Source organism: Psychrobacillus sp. FSL W7-1493 (assembly GCF_038004905.1).
Lineage (GTDB): Bacteria > Bacillota > Bacilli > Bacillales_A > Planococcaceae > Psychrobacillus.
The window spans coordinates 122,958-137,985 of sequence record NZ_JBBOSB010000001.1 but is presented as its reverse complement, the minus strand read 5'-3'; the positions used below and the strand labels follow the sequence as shown (position 1 = coordinate 137,985).

Below are 15,028 nucleotides of genomic sequence, written 5' to 3'. Positions count from 1 at the left end.
GGAGCTAATGAAATGACTAACAAATTATATTACGAAGATCCTTACCTAACTACTTTTACTGCCTCTATCATAAAAAAAGAACCGGAATATGTAATAATTTCAGAAACAGCTTTCTATCCTACTGGAGGCGGCCAACCATGTGATATTGGTAGTCTAAATGATATTTCCGTAGTCAACGTAGAGATTATAGATGGAGAAATAAGACATTTTCTAGCTGAGCCATTAGATTCTCAGTCCATAGAAGTGAAGGGGAGTATTAACTGGAGGAGACGTTTCGACCATATGCAGCAGCATGCCGGTCAGCACATCTTATCTGCAGCCTTTGCGGAGCTTTTCCAAATGCAAACAGTAAGCTTCCACCTTGGTAAAGAAACTGCAACAATTGATTTAGATACAACCGAAGTTACTGAGGAGCAATTGAAAAAAGTAGAAGAATTAGCTAATCAAATAATTCTTGAAAACCGCGCTATTGAAACAAAGTGGGTGACAGAAGATGAGCTTACTCAATACAAATTACGTAAAGCAACTAGTATTAAGGAAGATATCCGTTTAGTCATTATTCCTGATTTCGATTACAACGCTTGCGGCGGCACTCATCCATCTTCGACTGGACAAGTAGGTTCCATTAAAATCCTACAGACAGAGAAACAAAAACGGCATATTCGAGTGGAATTTGTCTGCGGTAAAAGAGTGTTAACACAACTTGACCGTAAGCAGGATGTATTACTTAGCCTAATTAGCAAGCTGAGTTCACCAGAGGAAAAGCTAGTCGATGCTGCAAATAACCTATTGCATACTAACAAAACTTTAGAAAAGCTATTAAATGAGCACAAACAGGAGCTTTTAAAGTTCGAAGCCAAGGAGTTATTAAAACAATCTATTAACGATATAGTAGGTGTTACTTTTGAAAATAGAACTATTCAGGATCTACAAAGGCTTGCTCGCTTCCTTGTAGAGGAATCCCCTTCCTCCCTATGTGTATTAGTTTCACACAATGAAGAAAAGCTTCAAATCGTAACTGCCCGTGGTACAAATAGAGAAGAGAGTATGAAAGCATTGCTTCTACAGCTACTTCCTCTAATTAATGGTAAGGGTGGAGGAAACGATACACTTGCCCAAGGTGGAGGCGAAGCAGCGCTCTCTAGTACAGAGCTCTTAAATAAGGCTTTAACTTACATTAAGTAGCCGTGCCATAAAAGCTCCTTCTACATATACTAACTTGACTAAGTAGAAGGAGGATATTATTTTGACGAATCAATTTAATTTTCCGGGTTTATTTCCCGGCGGATTTCCGGGAAGACCACCTGGTGGACCTGGAAGCACAGGAAGACCGCCAGGAGGGCCAGGTGGCTTTCCGGGTATACCAGGTTTTCCAGGATCACCGGGTTCGCCAGGTTTTCCAGGGTCTCCGGGTTTTCCGGGCTCGCCAGGGATGCCTGGATTTCCAAATAGACCGCCAGGTGGCGGGCAGACTCCAGGTACACCAGGTAGGCCTCCAGGACAAAATACACAAGGAGGGCCACCTACTAGCCCTCCGCCCTCGTTTATTCCTCAACAAAGACAGGATGTAGGCGTGTTTGCGGTTGACCCTGGCGCTATTAGAAATTGCTTGTTCCGGAACACTTATATTTGGTTAAATAACGGAAGAGGCTTTTGGATTTACCCAACCTATGTTGGTAGAAATTCAGTTTCTGGTTTTCGCTGGAATGGTTTTCGTTGGACCTTCTACGGTACAGACCTAGGAAGAATAACATCTTTTCAATGCTTTTAAAAAGCCGAGTCTTCTCGGCTTTTTCTTATTTCTCCAGTTTTCTCCCACTTTACAAAGTGTATAATGAGGATTAAAATAAAACTTAGCTAGTTAAATAATTTTCCAGACAAGGAGCTAGAAGATGACAAATCCACTTATTCATGAGCTTTTCCAAAAGACTCGTTATTTATCGTATGAGGTAAACAAAACGCTAAAGGATTATAATCTTTATTCATCTCAATGGTCTGTCTTGAATTGCGTCTATCGACATAACGAAATGACACTGACTCAAATTTGGAAGTATTTAAATGTGGAAGCCCCTACGATCACTCGTACAGTCAATCGATTGGCTGTTTTAGGTTGGCTAGACATAAAGGCTGGAAAAGACCGTCGTGAAAAAATAGTAAGACTTTCAACCAAAGCGCTAGAAACCTTTCCTACTATTGAAAACTCTATGAATGCTTTCGAAAACGAAATGATTTCTGCCCTGTCTAAAGAAGACCAACAGCTTTTAATGGAGTTGTTAAAAAAAATTAATAAGGAGTAATGTTTTTTGACTAACAAGGAACCAATATGGACTAAACCTTTTATCAGTTTGTTCAGTACAAACTTCTCCATATTTATCATCTTCTATGGCTTAGTAACTGTTCTTCCTCTTTACGCTACCGATGTATTAGAGCGTTCGGATGAAGATGCCGGTTTACTAATGACCATTTTTTTAATTTCTGCAATTATTATGCGTCCGTTTACCGGTAAGCTTTTAGATTTAGCCGGTAAGAGAAAGATGCTATGGATCAGTTTATTTTTATACTTGATTTGCACAGTTATGTATTACTTCATAGAACCCTTTAGTATCTTGCTTATTTTGCGCTTTGTCCAAGGTATTTGGTTTAGTATCGCTACAACCGCCAGTGGCTCCCTTGCTGCAGACAATATTCCACCATCTAGACGTGGTGCAGGATTAGGATACTTTACTATGTCTACAAATTTAGCTGTAGTAGTAGGTCCCTTCATCGCTTTGACGATTGTTCAGTACTTCTCATATGATATTTTCTTTATAGCTATGAGTCTACTTTTATTAATTGGTGCTTTAACGGCATTATCCATTCCACCTGAGAAACAGCCAGCCGTGCCACCTGTCAGAGCAAAAATGACTTTAAACGATCTTTTTGAAAAGAAATCTTTACCAATCGCATTAATCGGGAGCTTAGTCGCTTTTTCATACGCAAGCATTCTATCTTATCTTTCTATATACTCCCAACAAAAAGATTTGTTGTATCTAACTAGTAGCTTCTTTGCAGTTTTTGCTATTGTGATGCTTGTAAGTAGACCATTTACCGGAAGAATTTTTGATGAAAAAGGACCAAGATACATAATAATACCGGGATTAGTCTTCTTTATGTGTGGACTTATTTTATTAGCATATATGGATAGTCCCTTTACATTCTTATTGTCTGGCGCTTTTATTGGTTTAGGATATGGAGCGATTGTGCCTAGCTTCCAAACACTAGCTATACAATCGACTACTCATGAGAGAAGTGGCTATGCAACAGCTACCTTCTTTACATTGTTCGATACTGGTATTGCTATAGGTTCTTTCATCCTCGGAATTGTTGCATCGAAACTTGGGTATCAAGGGCTTTACCTGCTATCTAGCGGTATTGTTGCCTTGACCTTGATTGTATTCTTAATGCAAATGAAGCGATTGAGAGCAAACCTTAATCGCTAAGCTTAATGCCTTTTGAGGGACAAACGCTTTGTTCCGAGTTAATCCGTTTATATTATAAAAAGCACAATGCAGAAGTCGACTGCATTGTGCTTTTTATTTAAATAGATGTATATAAACCCTATATTTGGTAAGACTTATGTGGACTTAAAAATGTAAAATTAGGAGGGACATAAGTGTATAAACATATTACAGTTACTTTAGTAATTACTAGCGTTTTATTGGCAGGGTGTAGCTTTTCTTCAGTTGATGCAGATAAAGGTGAGATGGTGGATGTTTCATTGATGAATTCAGAAGGTAAACAAGTAGGAACTGCAACGCTTTCAGAAACCTCCAAGGGTACCCATATTTTATTAAAAGCAGAGGGGTTAGCTCCTGGAATTAAGGCCATCCATTTTCATGAGAAGGCTAGCTGTGAAAAACCAACGTTTGAATCCGCCGGAGGTCATTTTAATCCTACTGGAAAAGAGCATGGATTTCAAAATCATAAGGGGTATCATGCCGGAGATCTACCCAATATTGAAATAGACAAGGATGGAACTGTTGAGTTAGAAACTATTTCACCTGCTGTAGTGTTAACTCAAGGGAAAAGTAATTCTTTGTTAGATGCTGATGGTAGTGCTATTGTTATTCATGAAAGTGCTGATGACTATAAAACCGATCCTGCAGGTAATTCTGGCAAAAGAATTGTATGCGGAGAAATTAAGAAATAAGTTGGAGTGTGAAACACGTGAGAAAAGTAGGCTGGTTTCTTCTTTTGTTAGTAGCCATTTTCTTCTCCAGACCTTTGTGGGAGGAATATACAACTGAATATGTTGATCTTTCTTTTCTTCAGCCTGTAGATGAATGGATAGAGTCTATGGAGGTTGGTCAGTATCTAAATGAAGCGAAGGCTTACTGGCAAGAGATGAAATCTAATCCTACTTCCTCCCCAACTAAAACGAACATTCCTCTTTCTGATGCAGGCATTGAGCTAGATCAGATTAAGATGGGTATGAAAAAAAGCGAGATTGAAACGATATATGGAAAAGCTCAAAGAGTTAGTCTAAACGAATACGGGTTAGTTTGGCATACTCACCATGAAAACTATCAAAATTTCATGATGGTTTCTTATGATTCTCAAAATAAGGTAAATGCCATGTTCACTAATCAGCCCTCTAACTCCATGTTTTTAGGGATGACTATGGATAGTAATAGAGAGCAGGTGCTTGCTGCTTTAGGAGAACCTATCAAACGTTTAAAAAAGGGTAACATCGTCTATATACTCCCAGACTCGGGGGAATATGATTTGTTTTTGGTCAATAACAACTATGTTACTTTTTTTTATGATATACATGAGAGCAGTACTATTACAGCAATACAAATTGTAGAGGAATCCGTGGAAAAAAATCATAAAAAAACATTTGGTGAGCCTTCTGAGGAATTGAAAAAAGGATTTGAATATCAGCTTTTCGATTTAACAAATGCTGCTCGTGCGATTCGTGGTTTACCTATCCTTGCGTACGATGAATCAGTAAGTGACACCGCTCGGAAGCATAGTGAGGATATGGCTGTCCATAATTATTTTAGTCATGACAACTTACAGGGGCTAACTCCTTTTGATCGAATGGAGCAGGACGGTCTTAGCTTTACCTATGCTGGTGAAAATTTAGCATACGGACAAAGCAGCAGTATATTTGCCCATGAGGGATTGATGAACTCACTTGGTCATCGTAAAAATATTCTCAGTCCAAATTACAGGAACTTAGGAGTCGGAACTGCTTTTAATGATACTGCTACACCCTACTACACTGAAAACTTTTTTACACAGTAAAAAGCTATAGAGAGGATCACGACTAATGTCGGATCCTCTCTTCTAAATTTCACTTACTTTAAGTTAAATCCTTTACTTGCTAAGAAATCTCTCACATGGGGTCTGCGAGGACTTTCTAGGAAGTCTGCCATTTGACTTGTCCAAGTAGATACTTTTTGGTTAGATCCACGACTCAAGTAATATTCCTTCATCGTTTCATCATACTCTTTGAGAAGCTCTCCGTATTTACCAGAATTATAATCATTTTCGTGGAGAATGGCCTCCACTGGTAGACGTGGCTTCACCTCATTTTGTTGGTCAGGCACACCTAGTGTAATTGCAAAGAGTGGAAATACCCCTTCTGGCAGATTAAACAAAGTACTAATTTCATCTAATGCATTTCTTACCCCACCTATGTAGCAGATGCCATAGCCTTTGTCTTCGGCAGCAATAACAAGATTTTGCGCGAACAGGGCTACGTCTACTGTTCCGACAATTACATTTTCAACCGTATCAATCGTTATTTCTTTTTCTTGAATTTTGCCAGCCGCTTGTAAGCGATTGAAGTCTGCACACATTAGAAGAGCTGCTCCTGCAGTAGCAAATTGAGTAGGGTTTTTGGATAGTCTACCTAGTTCTTCTTTTTTCTCCTCATCGGAAACCCATATCACGCTATAGGCTTGTACGAAGTGGGAGCTGGCAGCATGTTGAGCAGTTTCTATAAGCTCTACTACTTCTTCTCTCGGCAACTTATAGTCTTTATATTTTCTCACAGAAGCATGCGCTCGTAACAGTTCTTTAACCATTCGTATTCCTTCTTTCGTTGTTTTTTCTAAAGTAAGTATAGCTTAATTTATTTTAAGAATGAAACAAATCACACTCTAAGGAAACGGAATGGCTATTAAAGACGGCAAGTAACAAGCTATGGGCTCTGCAGTGTTTGTTGAGTCAATTACAAATAAGCACAGGAAGGGGATACCATTACTGTGCTTATTTCCATTATTCATAACTACTAAGCTGAGTGTTCTCGTCAGAGGTAAATGCCCGAGATCTTGTTAGGAATCGTTTGCCCTCTACTCCTTCTAAAGAAAACATTCCTCCTCTTCCCTCTACCACATCAATGATTAGCTGGGTATGCTTCCAGTATTCAAACTGATTCTTGTGCATGTAAAACGGAACATCCCCAATATGTCCCAAGAGGATATCCTGATCTCCGACAATTAGCTCCCCATTGGGATAGCACATAGGAGAGGACCCGTCACAGCACCCTCCTGATTGATGAAACATTAAGGGACCGTGCTTAATTTTCAATTGCTCGATTAGCTCTAGTGAAGCATCTGTTGCGATGACCCTTTCGACCATCTACATTCATCCTCTCTGTTGCTTAAAAGAATCCTAATTTATTTTCACTATAGCTCACTAATAGATTTTTGGTTTGTTGATAGTGACTGAGCATCATCAAATGATTTTCTCGGCCTATTCCAGACATTTTGTAGCCTCCGAAAGCAGCATGGGCCGGGTATTGATGATAACAATTTGTCCATACACGTCCTGCTTGAATAGCACGTCCAAAACGATATGCTGTATTCATATTGCGTGTCCATATTCCAGAACCTAAGCCGTATAACGTGTCATTAGCAATTTCCAGAGCTTCTTCTTTCGTCTTAAATGTGGTAACCGACACCACTGGACCAAAAATTTCTTCCTGGAATATACGCATTTTGTTATGACCCTTAAAGACTGTCGGCTTAATGTAATAGCCCTCTGCCAATTCACCTTCTAATGTATTCCGTTCGCCACCGATCAGGCACTCTGCTCCCTCTTGTTTTCCAATATCCAAGTAGGATAGAATTTTCTCCATTTGCTCTGTGGAAGCCTGTGCTCCCATCATTACATCAGGGTCTAAAGGATTTCCTATGTTAATAGACTCCACTCGAGCAATTACTCGTTCCATAAACTTATCATAAATAGACTCTTGAATAAGCACCCTTGAAGGACATGTACACACTTCTCCTTGATTTAAAGCGAACAATACAAAGCCCTCTATTGCTTTGTCTAAAAATGCATCATCTTCATCCATTATGTCCTCAAAGAAGATATTTGGTGATTTCCCACCAAGCTCTAGTGTTACTGGAATAAGGTTTTGAGAAGCATACTGCATGATTAAACGGCCAGTGGTAGTTTCTCCGGTAAAGGCAATTTTACTGATTCTAGGACTAGAGGCTAAAGGTTTACCAGCTTCTAAGCCAAATCCATTTACGATATTCACCACGCCAGCGGGAAGTAAATCCTCAATCAGCTCCATTAGTACTAATATAGAGGCTGGCGTTTGCTCTGCTGGTTTTAGCACGACACAGTTACCAGCTGCTAAGGCCGGGGCTAGCTTCCATACTGCCATTAGGATAGGGAAATTCCAAGGAATAATTTGTCCCACTACACCAAGAGGTTCATGGAAATGATATGCAACTGTATCATTGTCTATTTGGCTAAGTCGACCTTCTTGTGCTCTTATGGCACCAGCAAAATAACGAAAGTGATCAATAGCTAAAGGTAAATCAGCATTTAAAGTCTCTCGTACCGCTTTACCGTTATCCCAAGTCTCTGCAATAGCTAACATTTCTAAATTTTCTTCTAAACGGTTAGCAATTTTGTTCAAAATATTTGATCGCTCAGTTACCGATGTCAATCCCCAAGCTTCCTTGGCGGCATGAGCTGCATCTAAAGCCAATTCAATATCCTCCGATGTGGAACGAGCAACCATTGTAAATACCTTTCCTGTCACAGGAGTGACATTCTCAAAGTACTGCCCATTAACCGGTGGTGTCCACTCTCCGTTGATATAATTATCATACTTGTCCTTAAAGGAAACCTTTGCCCCTTCAGTATTAGGAAATGCATAAACCATCCCTATTCCTCCCCCACATTTTTTTGCGCATTTAAATAATATGCAAAAGAATAATTATGTATGCGCTTACATTTTCAATTACTTTCCATGAGATGAATCTTATATCCCCCCTCTAATAATATCAATCTTACAATAATATTAACAGATTAAAATGAATATTCAAATTATATAATTTGATAAACTTATTTAAAGATGGGCTCTGTTATTTTCATAATTCCTCTATCAGCCACGTGCAATATTAAAGCCTTCATTATTCTTTTCAGAAAGGACTACATAAATTTAAATAGATAGATTAAACATGCTTATAACATTTTTTGGATAATTTTATTAATATATAGAAAACACTCTTTTAATTTTTTGAATTTTTTTATAAAATAGAAGAATGGCTATTTTTTAGAAAAGAGGAGATTAAATTGAGTGATATAGCGATTGAGCTGGCAAAAGTTAAAATACCTCACAGAAAAACCCCCAAAAAAGTTGTTGCTGGGCGCATGATCATGATAGCAATTGGAGCTATCCTGATGGCCGTCGGTCTAGAACTTTTCTTAGTTCCCAATCAAATTCTCGATGGTGGAGTAGTAGGAGTTTCTATCATTATTTCACATCTAACGGGAGTAAGATTAGGAGTTTTTATCTTCATACTAAACATTCCATTCTTTTTCTTAGGATACAAGCAAATCGGAAAAACCTTTGCACTATCCACTCTTTTTGGTATTACTATACTGTCACTCTGTACATCTTATTTACACCATATTGATGCTTTTACAAAGGATTTACTCCTATCAACTGTATTTGGAGGCATCGTTCTTGGCGTCGGAGTAGGATTAGTTATTCGTCATGGAGGTTCCTTGGATGGCTCTGAAATTTTAGCTATTCTTTTTAATAAAGCATTACCTTTTTCAGTTGGCGAGATTATTATGATAATAAATCTAGTCATATTCTCTGTTGCCGGTTTCGTTTTCACTTGGGAGCAAGCTATGTATTCCTTTTTAGCCTACTTTGTAGCATTTAAAACTATTGATATCGTTATTCAAGGTTTAGATGAATCTAAATCCGTCTTTATTATTAGTGATAAAGTTGAGATTATTGGTGATACTGTCATGGACCGTCTTGGTCGGGGAGTAACATATCTTCATGGGGAAGGTGCCTATACAGGAGATAGTAAGAAGGTAATCTTTACAGTTGTTACTCGATTAGAGGAAGCCAAGCTAAAATCTATTGTGGAAGAAATAGATTCCCATGCCTTTTTAGCAGTAGGCAACATAGCCGAGGTACAAGGCGGCAGATTTAAGAAAAAAGACATTCATTAACAAGAAAAGCGCAACCGCCTATGTCTGCCCCGACAGGCAAATGGGGAAATGCGAGGAGGCAGTTCTTCAGCCACCGCAGTTTTTTCCCATTTGACCCCGAGGGGCAAGGCGGTGCAGCTAGACATCCAGAAAAGCGCAACCGCCTATCTCTGCCCCGACAGGCAAATGGGGAAAAACGAGGAGGCAGTTCCTCAGCCACAGGAGCTTTTCTCCATTTGACCCCGAGGGGCAAGGCGGTGCAGCTAGACATCGAGAAAAGCGCAACCGCCTATTTTTACCACTACTTTTTATTTTGCATATTAAAACCCCGTACCTTGTAGAAGGATACGGGGTTTTATTGGTTTTAAGCTAATGATTCTTCTTTATCTAACATAGTTCCAGTTTCAGCAAATTTCGTGTGGAAAGAGAATGCTTTCTCTAATACATGAGGAGTTTGTCCGCCTCTAGTTAGGGCCTCCACGAAATAACTGCTTAACTGGTCTCTATACATTGGATGCACACAATTATTAATAATTAAAGATGCACGCTCTCGAGGAGCTAAACCGCGTAAATCAGCATAGCCTTGCTCTGTCACTACTACATCTACGTCATGCTCGGTATGATCGACATGAGATACAAATGGAACGATACTAGAGATATTTCCACCCTTAGCAATAGATTTGGTTACAAATATAGCCAGTTTGGCATTGCGTGCAAAGTCTCCGGAACCTCCGATACCATTCATCATCTTTGTACCACATACGTGTGTAGAGTTTACATTTCCGTATATATCAAACTCTAACGCTGTATTAATAGAGATTAGTCCAAGACGACGGATTATTTCTGGATGATTTGTAATCTCCTGTGGTCTTAACACAAGCTTTTCACGATATTGATCGAAGCTACCGAATACCTGGTTCATCTTTTCTTCTGATAGTGTAACCGAACATCCAGAAGCAAAGTCGACCTTTCCTGCATCGATCAAATCAAAAACAGAGTCTTGCAATACTTCGGAGTAAACCTCAAGGTTCTCAAATTCCGAATCAATCATTCCGTGTAATACGGCATTAGCGACAGAGCCTATACCAGCTTGAATAGGCGCTAGCTTCTCTGTTAATCTTCCAGCCTTTACTTCCTCACGAAGGAAAGTGATTAAGTGATCTGCCATTTCCTTTGTTTCCTCATCCGGAGGAACAATTGTAGATGGAGAATCCAAATACTTAGTAAAAACGATTCCTTTAACCTTAGATGCATCAAAAGGGATACCAATGGTACCAATTCGTTCACCTACGGAGGTTACAGGGATTGGTTGTCTATTGTCTCCTTGTGCGACTGGCTCATAAACATCATGTAAGCCTTCGAACTCCTCAAGTTGCGCTAAGTTTATTTCAATAATAATGTTATTTGCATGAGTAACAAAGGTTGCAGAGTTACCAACTGAAGTAGTTGGTATAATCATTCCATCCTCTGTGATTGAAACCGCTTCCACAATAGCGAAGTCAATTGTAGGTAAAACCCCGTTACGAATTAATTCGGATGTATGAGATAAGTGTTGGTCAACAAATAGATGATCACCTGCATTAATATGCTTTCTCATAGTTGCATCCGCCTGGAATGGTAAACGTTTATTAATGATTCCTGCTTCTGATAGAAGCTTATCTATGTCAGAGCCTACTGAAGCTCCTGTAAATACGTTAACTTTAAAAGTATCTTTCTTAGCTCTATCTACTAATGCTAATGGCACCGCTTTCGCATCACCCGCACGTGTAAATCCGCTTAATCCTAAAGTCATTCCGTCTTGAATCCAGGAAGCCGCTTCTTCTGCGCTTACTATTAAGCTATGTAATTTAGTATTTTTTATACGATTAAGTTCTTTTAACATACAGACATCCCCCTCATTAGTTGCCTTGTCTAATTATTTTACTTCGTATCGTCACAAATTTGATAAAAACAGTCAAAGACACTTATAAAATGAATGAAGCAGAAAAAATAATGACTAAAACAGAATGGATTTTAAAAAAATTCATATTTTGCTATATCAAAAAAAGGAATAAATAAAAAAAGCTTGAATAAAAAGAGATTAACCCCTTATCCATGCCTTTTTTTTAAAAACCTAATAATTTCCTAAAATAGCTAGAATACGACTGGCTAACAGATACCTTTTCTCCGGTTTGCATAGCTAATACAAAGGTAGAATGTGTATCCGGGTATATTTCTTTAATCTGATGCACATTGACGATAAAAGAACGGTGACACCGTATAAAGGATTCTCTTGGTAGTCTATATTCAAAATCCTGGAGTGAACCAGCATGTGTACCAGTAAAATTTTTAGTCACGATTCTCGTTTTTCTATCTCTTGCTTCTAAATAGATAACATCTGAAAAAGGAACAGGCATCCAGCCGTCTAGTGTTTTGACTGTAATAACTGATTTTCCATCTGTAAGAGCAGGATAGATGGCTAAAACAGTTCCTTCTACCTCACCGTTGTGCTGCAAGGGTACAGCCATCCCATGATAAGGAATCCCAAACATTTCTCGATTGATAAACTCAGAGACCTTTTGGTTACTATGCAGCGCTTTATACGCTAAAGTTCCTTCCTTTATAGGGTCCCCTGGTTTTATCTTTAAATCAATGCGTGTGCTTGGTCTATAGTATATATACTTTTCTTTGTCTGAAACGGCTATGGATATTTCGTCCGAAAATAACTGGCCAACTACATCTAAAAGTCCACCTAAAGAGAGCTCATGCACCCTTTTCTCCCCCTTTCACTACTTTGATTCACAAACTAAAATCTCTCGCTCAAACTGTTGTTTCGTTGTAATACAGCGATCCTTTATATGAAGACCAATCGATTCTAACCGATCATCCATAGATTCGATTGTGACAATGACTACCCGCTTAGCAATCCTTTTCGCATGCTTTAATATGGTCAGTTGTTCCTCCCATGAGGCATGAGTATATAAATTATAAGGTAAGTCGATAATCGCTACGTCATAGGCTTCCTCTATGTCTTGAATAGCACCCTTCTCTACCTGTCCAGTTAGCCCAAAATAAGCCAGATTTTCTCTGGATCCTATACAAACTAAGGGATTAATATCTCTTCCTACAATATCGATATCCATAGATCTCGCTTCTACTAGGACAGTTCCAATTCCACAGCACGGGTCGATTGCTCGTACGCCTGAAGGATGAGGAACGGCTATATTAGCTACAGCTCTAGCTACTCTCGTACTTAGGGCAGTAGAATATTCTTTTGGTTTTTTTATATGATTAAACCAAATAGGTTCACTCTTTGTATAAGTACCAAAATACCATCGCTGTTGGTATGGAGCTATTGCAAAGAATTGTTCTGGATTATGAAGGTCAAAATCTCCCTTCATCTCTGATCCAATAGCTCGTTCAATGTGGAGACGCTCCTTGTTTTCAATCTTATCCTCACCTTGCCTATCATTTATTTTAAGAAAGATCACTTTGTTGGTTTCTCCTTCTTTACCAAATAAATGGGCAGCAGCAATAATTTCTTCTACAGTGTCCCCCTCCGCTAAGATATCCATTCTTCCCTTCATGAATGGACTTCTACTAGGATCTATCTTTGTATCACTTTTAAGTATTTTCATGTCTGTATCGTACCCAAAAAAAGAGCGCATCTCTAGATGACAAAGAGAGCGTTCTGCATCGTTATAAGCAAATGTATAAATAAATGACGGATGATCGTTTAAATTTTTCAACGTATTACCTCCAATAATATTTTTATTATAACATGTGGTACTTTTTAAAGTCCGTTATCATAACCCAATAGTTAATTAGCATAAAAAGGAAGTATAATAGGATCGATAGTAATTTTCAGAACTATTAGATATTTAAAAAGGGGATAAGCGAATGGAATTTGATGTAATCGTTGTAGGAGCCGGCTTAGCAGGGCTCGTGGCAACAGCTGAGTTAGTAGATGCTAGAAAGCGAGTTTTGTTATTGGATCAAGAACCGGAAAGTTCTCTAGGCGGTCAAGCCTGGTGGTCGTTTGGAGGGTTATTTCTTGTAGATTCTCCTGAACAAAGAAGGATGGGTATTAAGGACTCCTATGAGCTCGCATGGCAGGACTGGTTAGGGACAGCGGGGTTTGATGGAGATAACGAAGAAGAATACTGGGCAAAAAAATGGGCAGAGGCTTATGTACGATTTGCCCATGAGGAAAAAAGAGACTGGCTGCATAAAAAAGGAATTCGATTCTTCCCCGTAGTTGGATGGGCAGAACGTGGAGGTTATCTAGCTGAAGGACACGGCAATTCAGTTCCTCGCTTTCATATTGTATGGGGTACAGGCCCAGCAATTGTTGCTCCGTTTAAAAAACAGGTGCAAGGAGCAATATCCGAGGGATTGGTTACTTATAAGCCACGTCATCAAGTAGAGCATTTGATAACTAATAACGGTACGGTCATCGGAGTTAGTGGCTCCATTTTAATACCAAGTAACGTAGAACGAGGGCAACCTAGCTCCAGAGAAGTGATGGACAAATTTGACTACAACTCTAAAGCTGTAATAGTAACAAGTGGAGGTATAGGAGCTAATCTTGATCTAGTACGGCAAAATTGGCCTGCACGTCTTGGGACCCCTCCTACCAATATGATTTCTGGGGTGCCAGAGTATGTAGACGGTCGAATGATGGGAATTACAGAAAAAGCAGGAGGTCGTTTAGTCAATAAAGATAGAATGTGGCACTACACGGAAGGCATTAAAAATTGGAACCCAATCTGGAAGAACCATGGAATTCGTATACTACCAGGTCCCTCTTCTATTTGGTTAGATGCAGAGGGTAATCGCTTTCCTGCTCCTAACTTTCCAGGCTTTGATACATTAGGTACATTAAAGGCCATCCAGGATACTGGATATGATTACTCTTGGTTTATACTTACCGAAAAAATAATCGAGAAGGAGTTTGCACTGTCGGGCTCAGAACAAAATCCTGACCTTACTGAAAAAAGCATTAAACAAGTGCTAAAACGAGTTTTACCAGGTCCAACAGCTCCAGTTAAGGCTTTTATGGATAAGGGTGAGGACTTTGTTGTTGCTACTAATTTGAAAGACCTTGTAGATGGAATGAATAAAGTGGTCGGCAATAGCTTATTAAACTACGAACATATAGAAAAACAAATTTTAGCTCGTGACCGTGAGATGGATAATAAGTTTACAAAGGACCTACAAATCACTGCACTAAGGGGAGCCCGTCATTATATTGGAGACAAGCTCATACGTGTAGCAGCACCACATAAAATGTTAGATGAAAAAAATGGTCCGTTGATTGCAGTTCGTTTGAATATCCTAACTCGTAAAACATTGGGAGGGCTGCAAACGGATTTAGGCGGTCGTGTGCTGAACTCAGCAGGTACATCTATTCCCGGCCTATACGCTGCTGGAGAGGTCACAGGCTTTGGTGGTGGTGGAATGCATGGATACCGTGCGTTAGAGGGAACCTTTTTAGGAGGATGTCTATTTACCGGAAGAGAAGTAGGCAGAGCTTTAGCCAACGACTTATCCGAGTGAATATATAAAAAAACTTTGACTACAACCT

The 15,028-nt window shown here is 39.2% G+C and carries 14 protein-coding genes; 7 read left to right on the top strand and 7 right to left on the bottom strand.

Translation table 11 applies throughout. From position 1 onward, the window contains the following. Positions 1 to 12 precede the first annotated feature (12 nt). The gene (locus MKX96_RS00675) at positions 13 to 1,185 is read left to right on the top strand and encodes an alanyl-tRNA editing protein (protein WP_340881317.1); all 1,173 of its coding nucleotides are present in this window, start codon (positions 13 to 15) and stop codon (positions 1,183 to 1,185) included. A 74-nt stretch (positions 1,186 to 1,259) separates the two neighbouring features. Here the strand turns inward: MKX96_RS00675 and MKX96_RS00670 are convergent, their stop codons facing one another. Further along, positions 1,260 to 1,511, bottom strand: coding sequence for a hypothetical protein (locus tag MKX96_RS00670; RefSeq protein WP_340881315.1), 252 nt, complete (start codon positions 1,509 to 1,511; stop codon positions 1,260 to 1,262). A gap of 381 nt (positions 1,512 to 1,892) precedes the next feature. Here MKX96_RS00670 and MKX96_RS00665 point away from each other — a divergent pair, with 381 nt between their 5' ends. The 4 genes from MKX96_RS00665 (at position 1,893) to MKX96_RS00650 (ending at position 5,289) form a co-directional block, all read left to right on the top strand. Continuing rightward, positions 1,893 to 2,297, top strand: coding sequence for a MarR family winged helix-turn-helix transcriptional regulator (locus tag MKX96_RS00665; protein WP_340881313.1), 405 nt, complete (start codon positions 1,893 to 1,895; stop codon positions 2,295 to 2,297). A 6-nt stretch (positions 2,298 to 2,303) separates the two neighbouring features. Next, positions 2,304 to 3,479, top strand: a complete 1,176-nt coding sequence (locus MKX96_RS00660; protein ID WP_340881311.1) for an MFS transporter — start codon at positions 2,304 to 2,306, stop codon at positions 3,477 to 3,479. A gap of 173 nt (positions 3,480 to 3,652) precedes the next feature. Further along, positions 3,653 to 4,189 carry a superoxide dismutase family protein gene (locus MKX96_RS00655; RefSeq protein WP_251555631.1) on the top strand — a complete coding sequence of 179 codons (537 nt, stop codon included), beginning with the start codon at positions 3,653 to 3,655 and terminating at the stop codon, positions 4,187 to 4,189. A gap of 17 nt (positions 4,190 to 4,206) precedes the next feature. Further along, positions 4,207 to 5,289: a CAP domain-containing protein gene (locus tag MKX96_RS00650; RefSeq protein ID WP_298474017.1), complete on the top strand. Its 1,083-nt coding sequence runs from the start codon at positions 4,207 to 4,209 to the stop codon at positions 5,287 to 5,289. A 53-nt stretch (positions 5,290 to 5,342) separates the two neighbouring features. On the opposite strand, the gene MKX96_RS00645 is transcribed toward MKX96_RS00650, so the two are convergent. The 3 genes from MKX96_RS00645 to adh all read right to left on the bottom strand — a co-directional run bounded on the left by MKX96_RS00645 (position 5,343) and on the right by adh (position 8,173). Next, positions 5,343 to 6,074: an NADPH-dependent oxidoreductase gene (locus MKX96_RS00645; RefSeq protein WP_298474014.1), complete on the bottom strand. Its 732-nt coding sequence runs from the start codon at positions 6,072 to 6,074 to the stop codon at positions 5,343 to 5,345. Positions 6,075 to 6,267: 193 nt separating this feature from the next. Further along, positions 6,268 to 6,630 carry a DUF779 domain-containing protein gene (locus MKX96_RS00640; protein ID WP_251555634.1) on the bottom strand — a complete coding sequence of 121 codons (363 nt, stop codon included), beginning with the start codon at positions 6,628 to 6,630 and terminating at the stop codon, positions 6,268 to 6,270. Positions 6,631 to 6,652: 22 nt separating this feature from the next. After that, positions 6,653 to 8,173, bottom strand: coding sequence for an aldehyde dehydrogenase (adh, locus tag MKX96_RS00635; protein ID WP_169359428.1), 1,521 nt, complete (start codon positions 8,171 to 8,173; stop codon positions 6,653 to 6,655). A 491-nt stretch (positions 8,174 to 8,664) separates the two neighbouring features. Between adh and MKX96_RS00630 the strand changes: the two genes are divergently transcribed. Further along, on the top strand, positions 8,665 to 9,483 hold the full coding sequence (locus MKX96_RS00630; protein WP_251555656.1) for a YitT family protein: 819 nt from the start codon (positions 8,665 to 8,667) through the stop codon (positions 9,481 to 9,483). 343 nt (positions 9,484 to 9,826) lie between these two features. Here the strand turns inward: MKX96_RS00630 and MKX96_RS00625 are convergent, their stop codons facing one another. From MKX96_RS00625 to MKX96_RS00615, 3 genes are all read right to left on the bottom strand, one after another. Beyond that, entirely contained in the window at positions 9,827 to 11,344 is a 1,518-nt protein-coding gene (locus MKX96_RS00625; protein ID WP_169361266.1) for an acetyl-CoA hydrolase/transferase family protein, read from the bottom strand. Positions 11,345 to 11,567: 223 nt separating this feature from the next. Further along, the gene (locus MKX96_RS00620; protein ID WP_169361267.1) at positions 11,568 to 12,212 is read right to left on the bottom strand and encodes a LytTR family DNA-binding domain-containing protein; all 645 of its coding nucleotides are present in this window, start codon (positions 12,210 to 12,212) and stop codon (positions 11,568 to 11,570) included. Between the two features lie 18 nt (positions 12,213 to 12,230). Next, the gene (locus MKX96_RS00615) at positions 12,231 to 13,190 is read right to left on the bottom strand and encodes a TRM11 family SAM-dependent methyltransferase (protein WP_340881302.1); all 960 of its coding nucleotides are present in this window, start codon (positions 13,188 to 13,190) and stop codon (positions 12,231 to 12,233) included. A gap of 151 nt (positions 13,191 to 13,341) precedes the next feature. Here MKX96_RS00615 and MKX96_RS00610 point away from each other — a divergent pair, with 151 nt between their 5' ends. Then, positions 13,342 to 15,000 (top strand): FAD-binding dehydrogenase, encoded by a 1,659-nt coding sequence (locus MKX96_RS00610; protein WP_340881300.1) that lies wholly within the window; start codon positions 13,342 to 13,344, stop codon positions 14,998 to 15,000. Positions 15,001 to 15,028 lie beyond the last annotated feature (28 nt).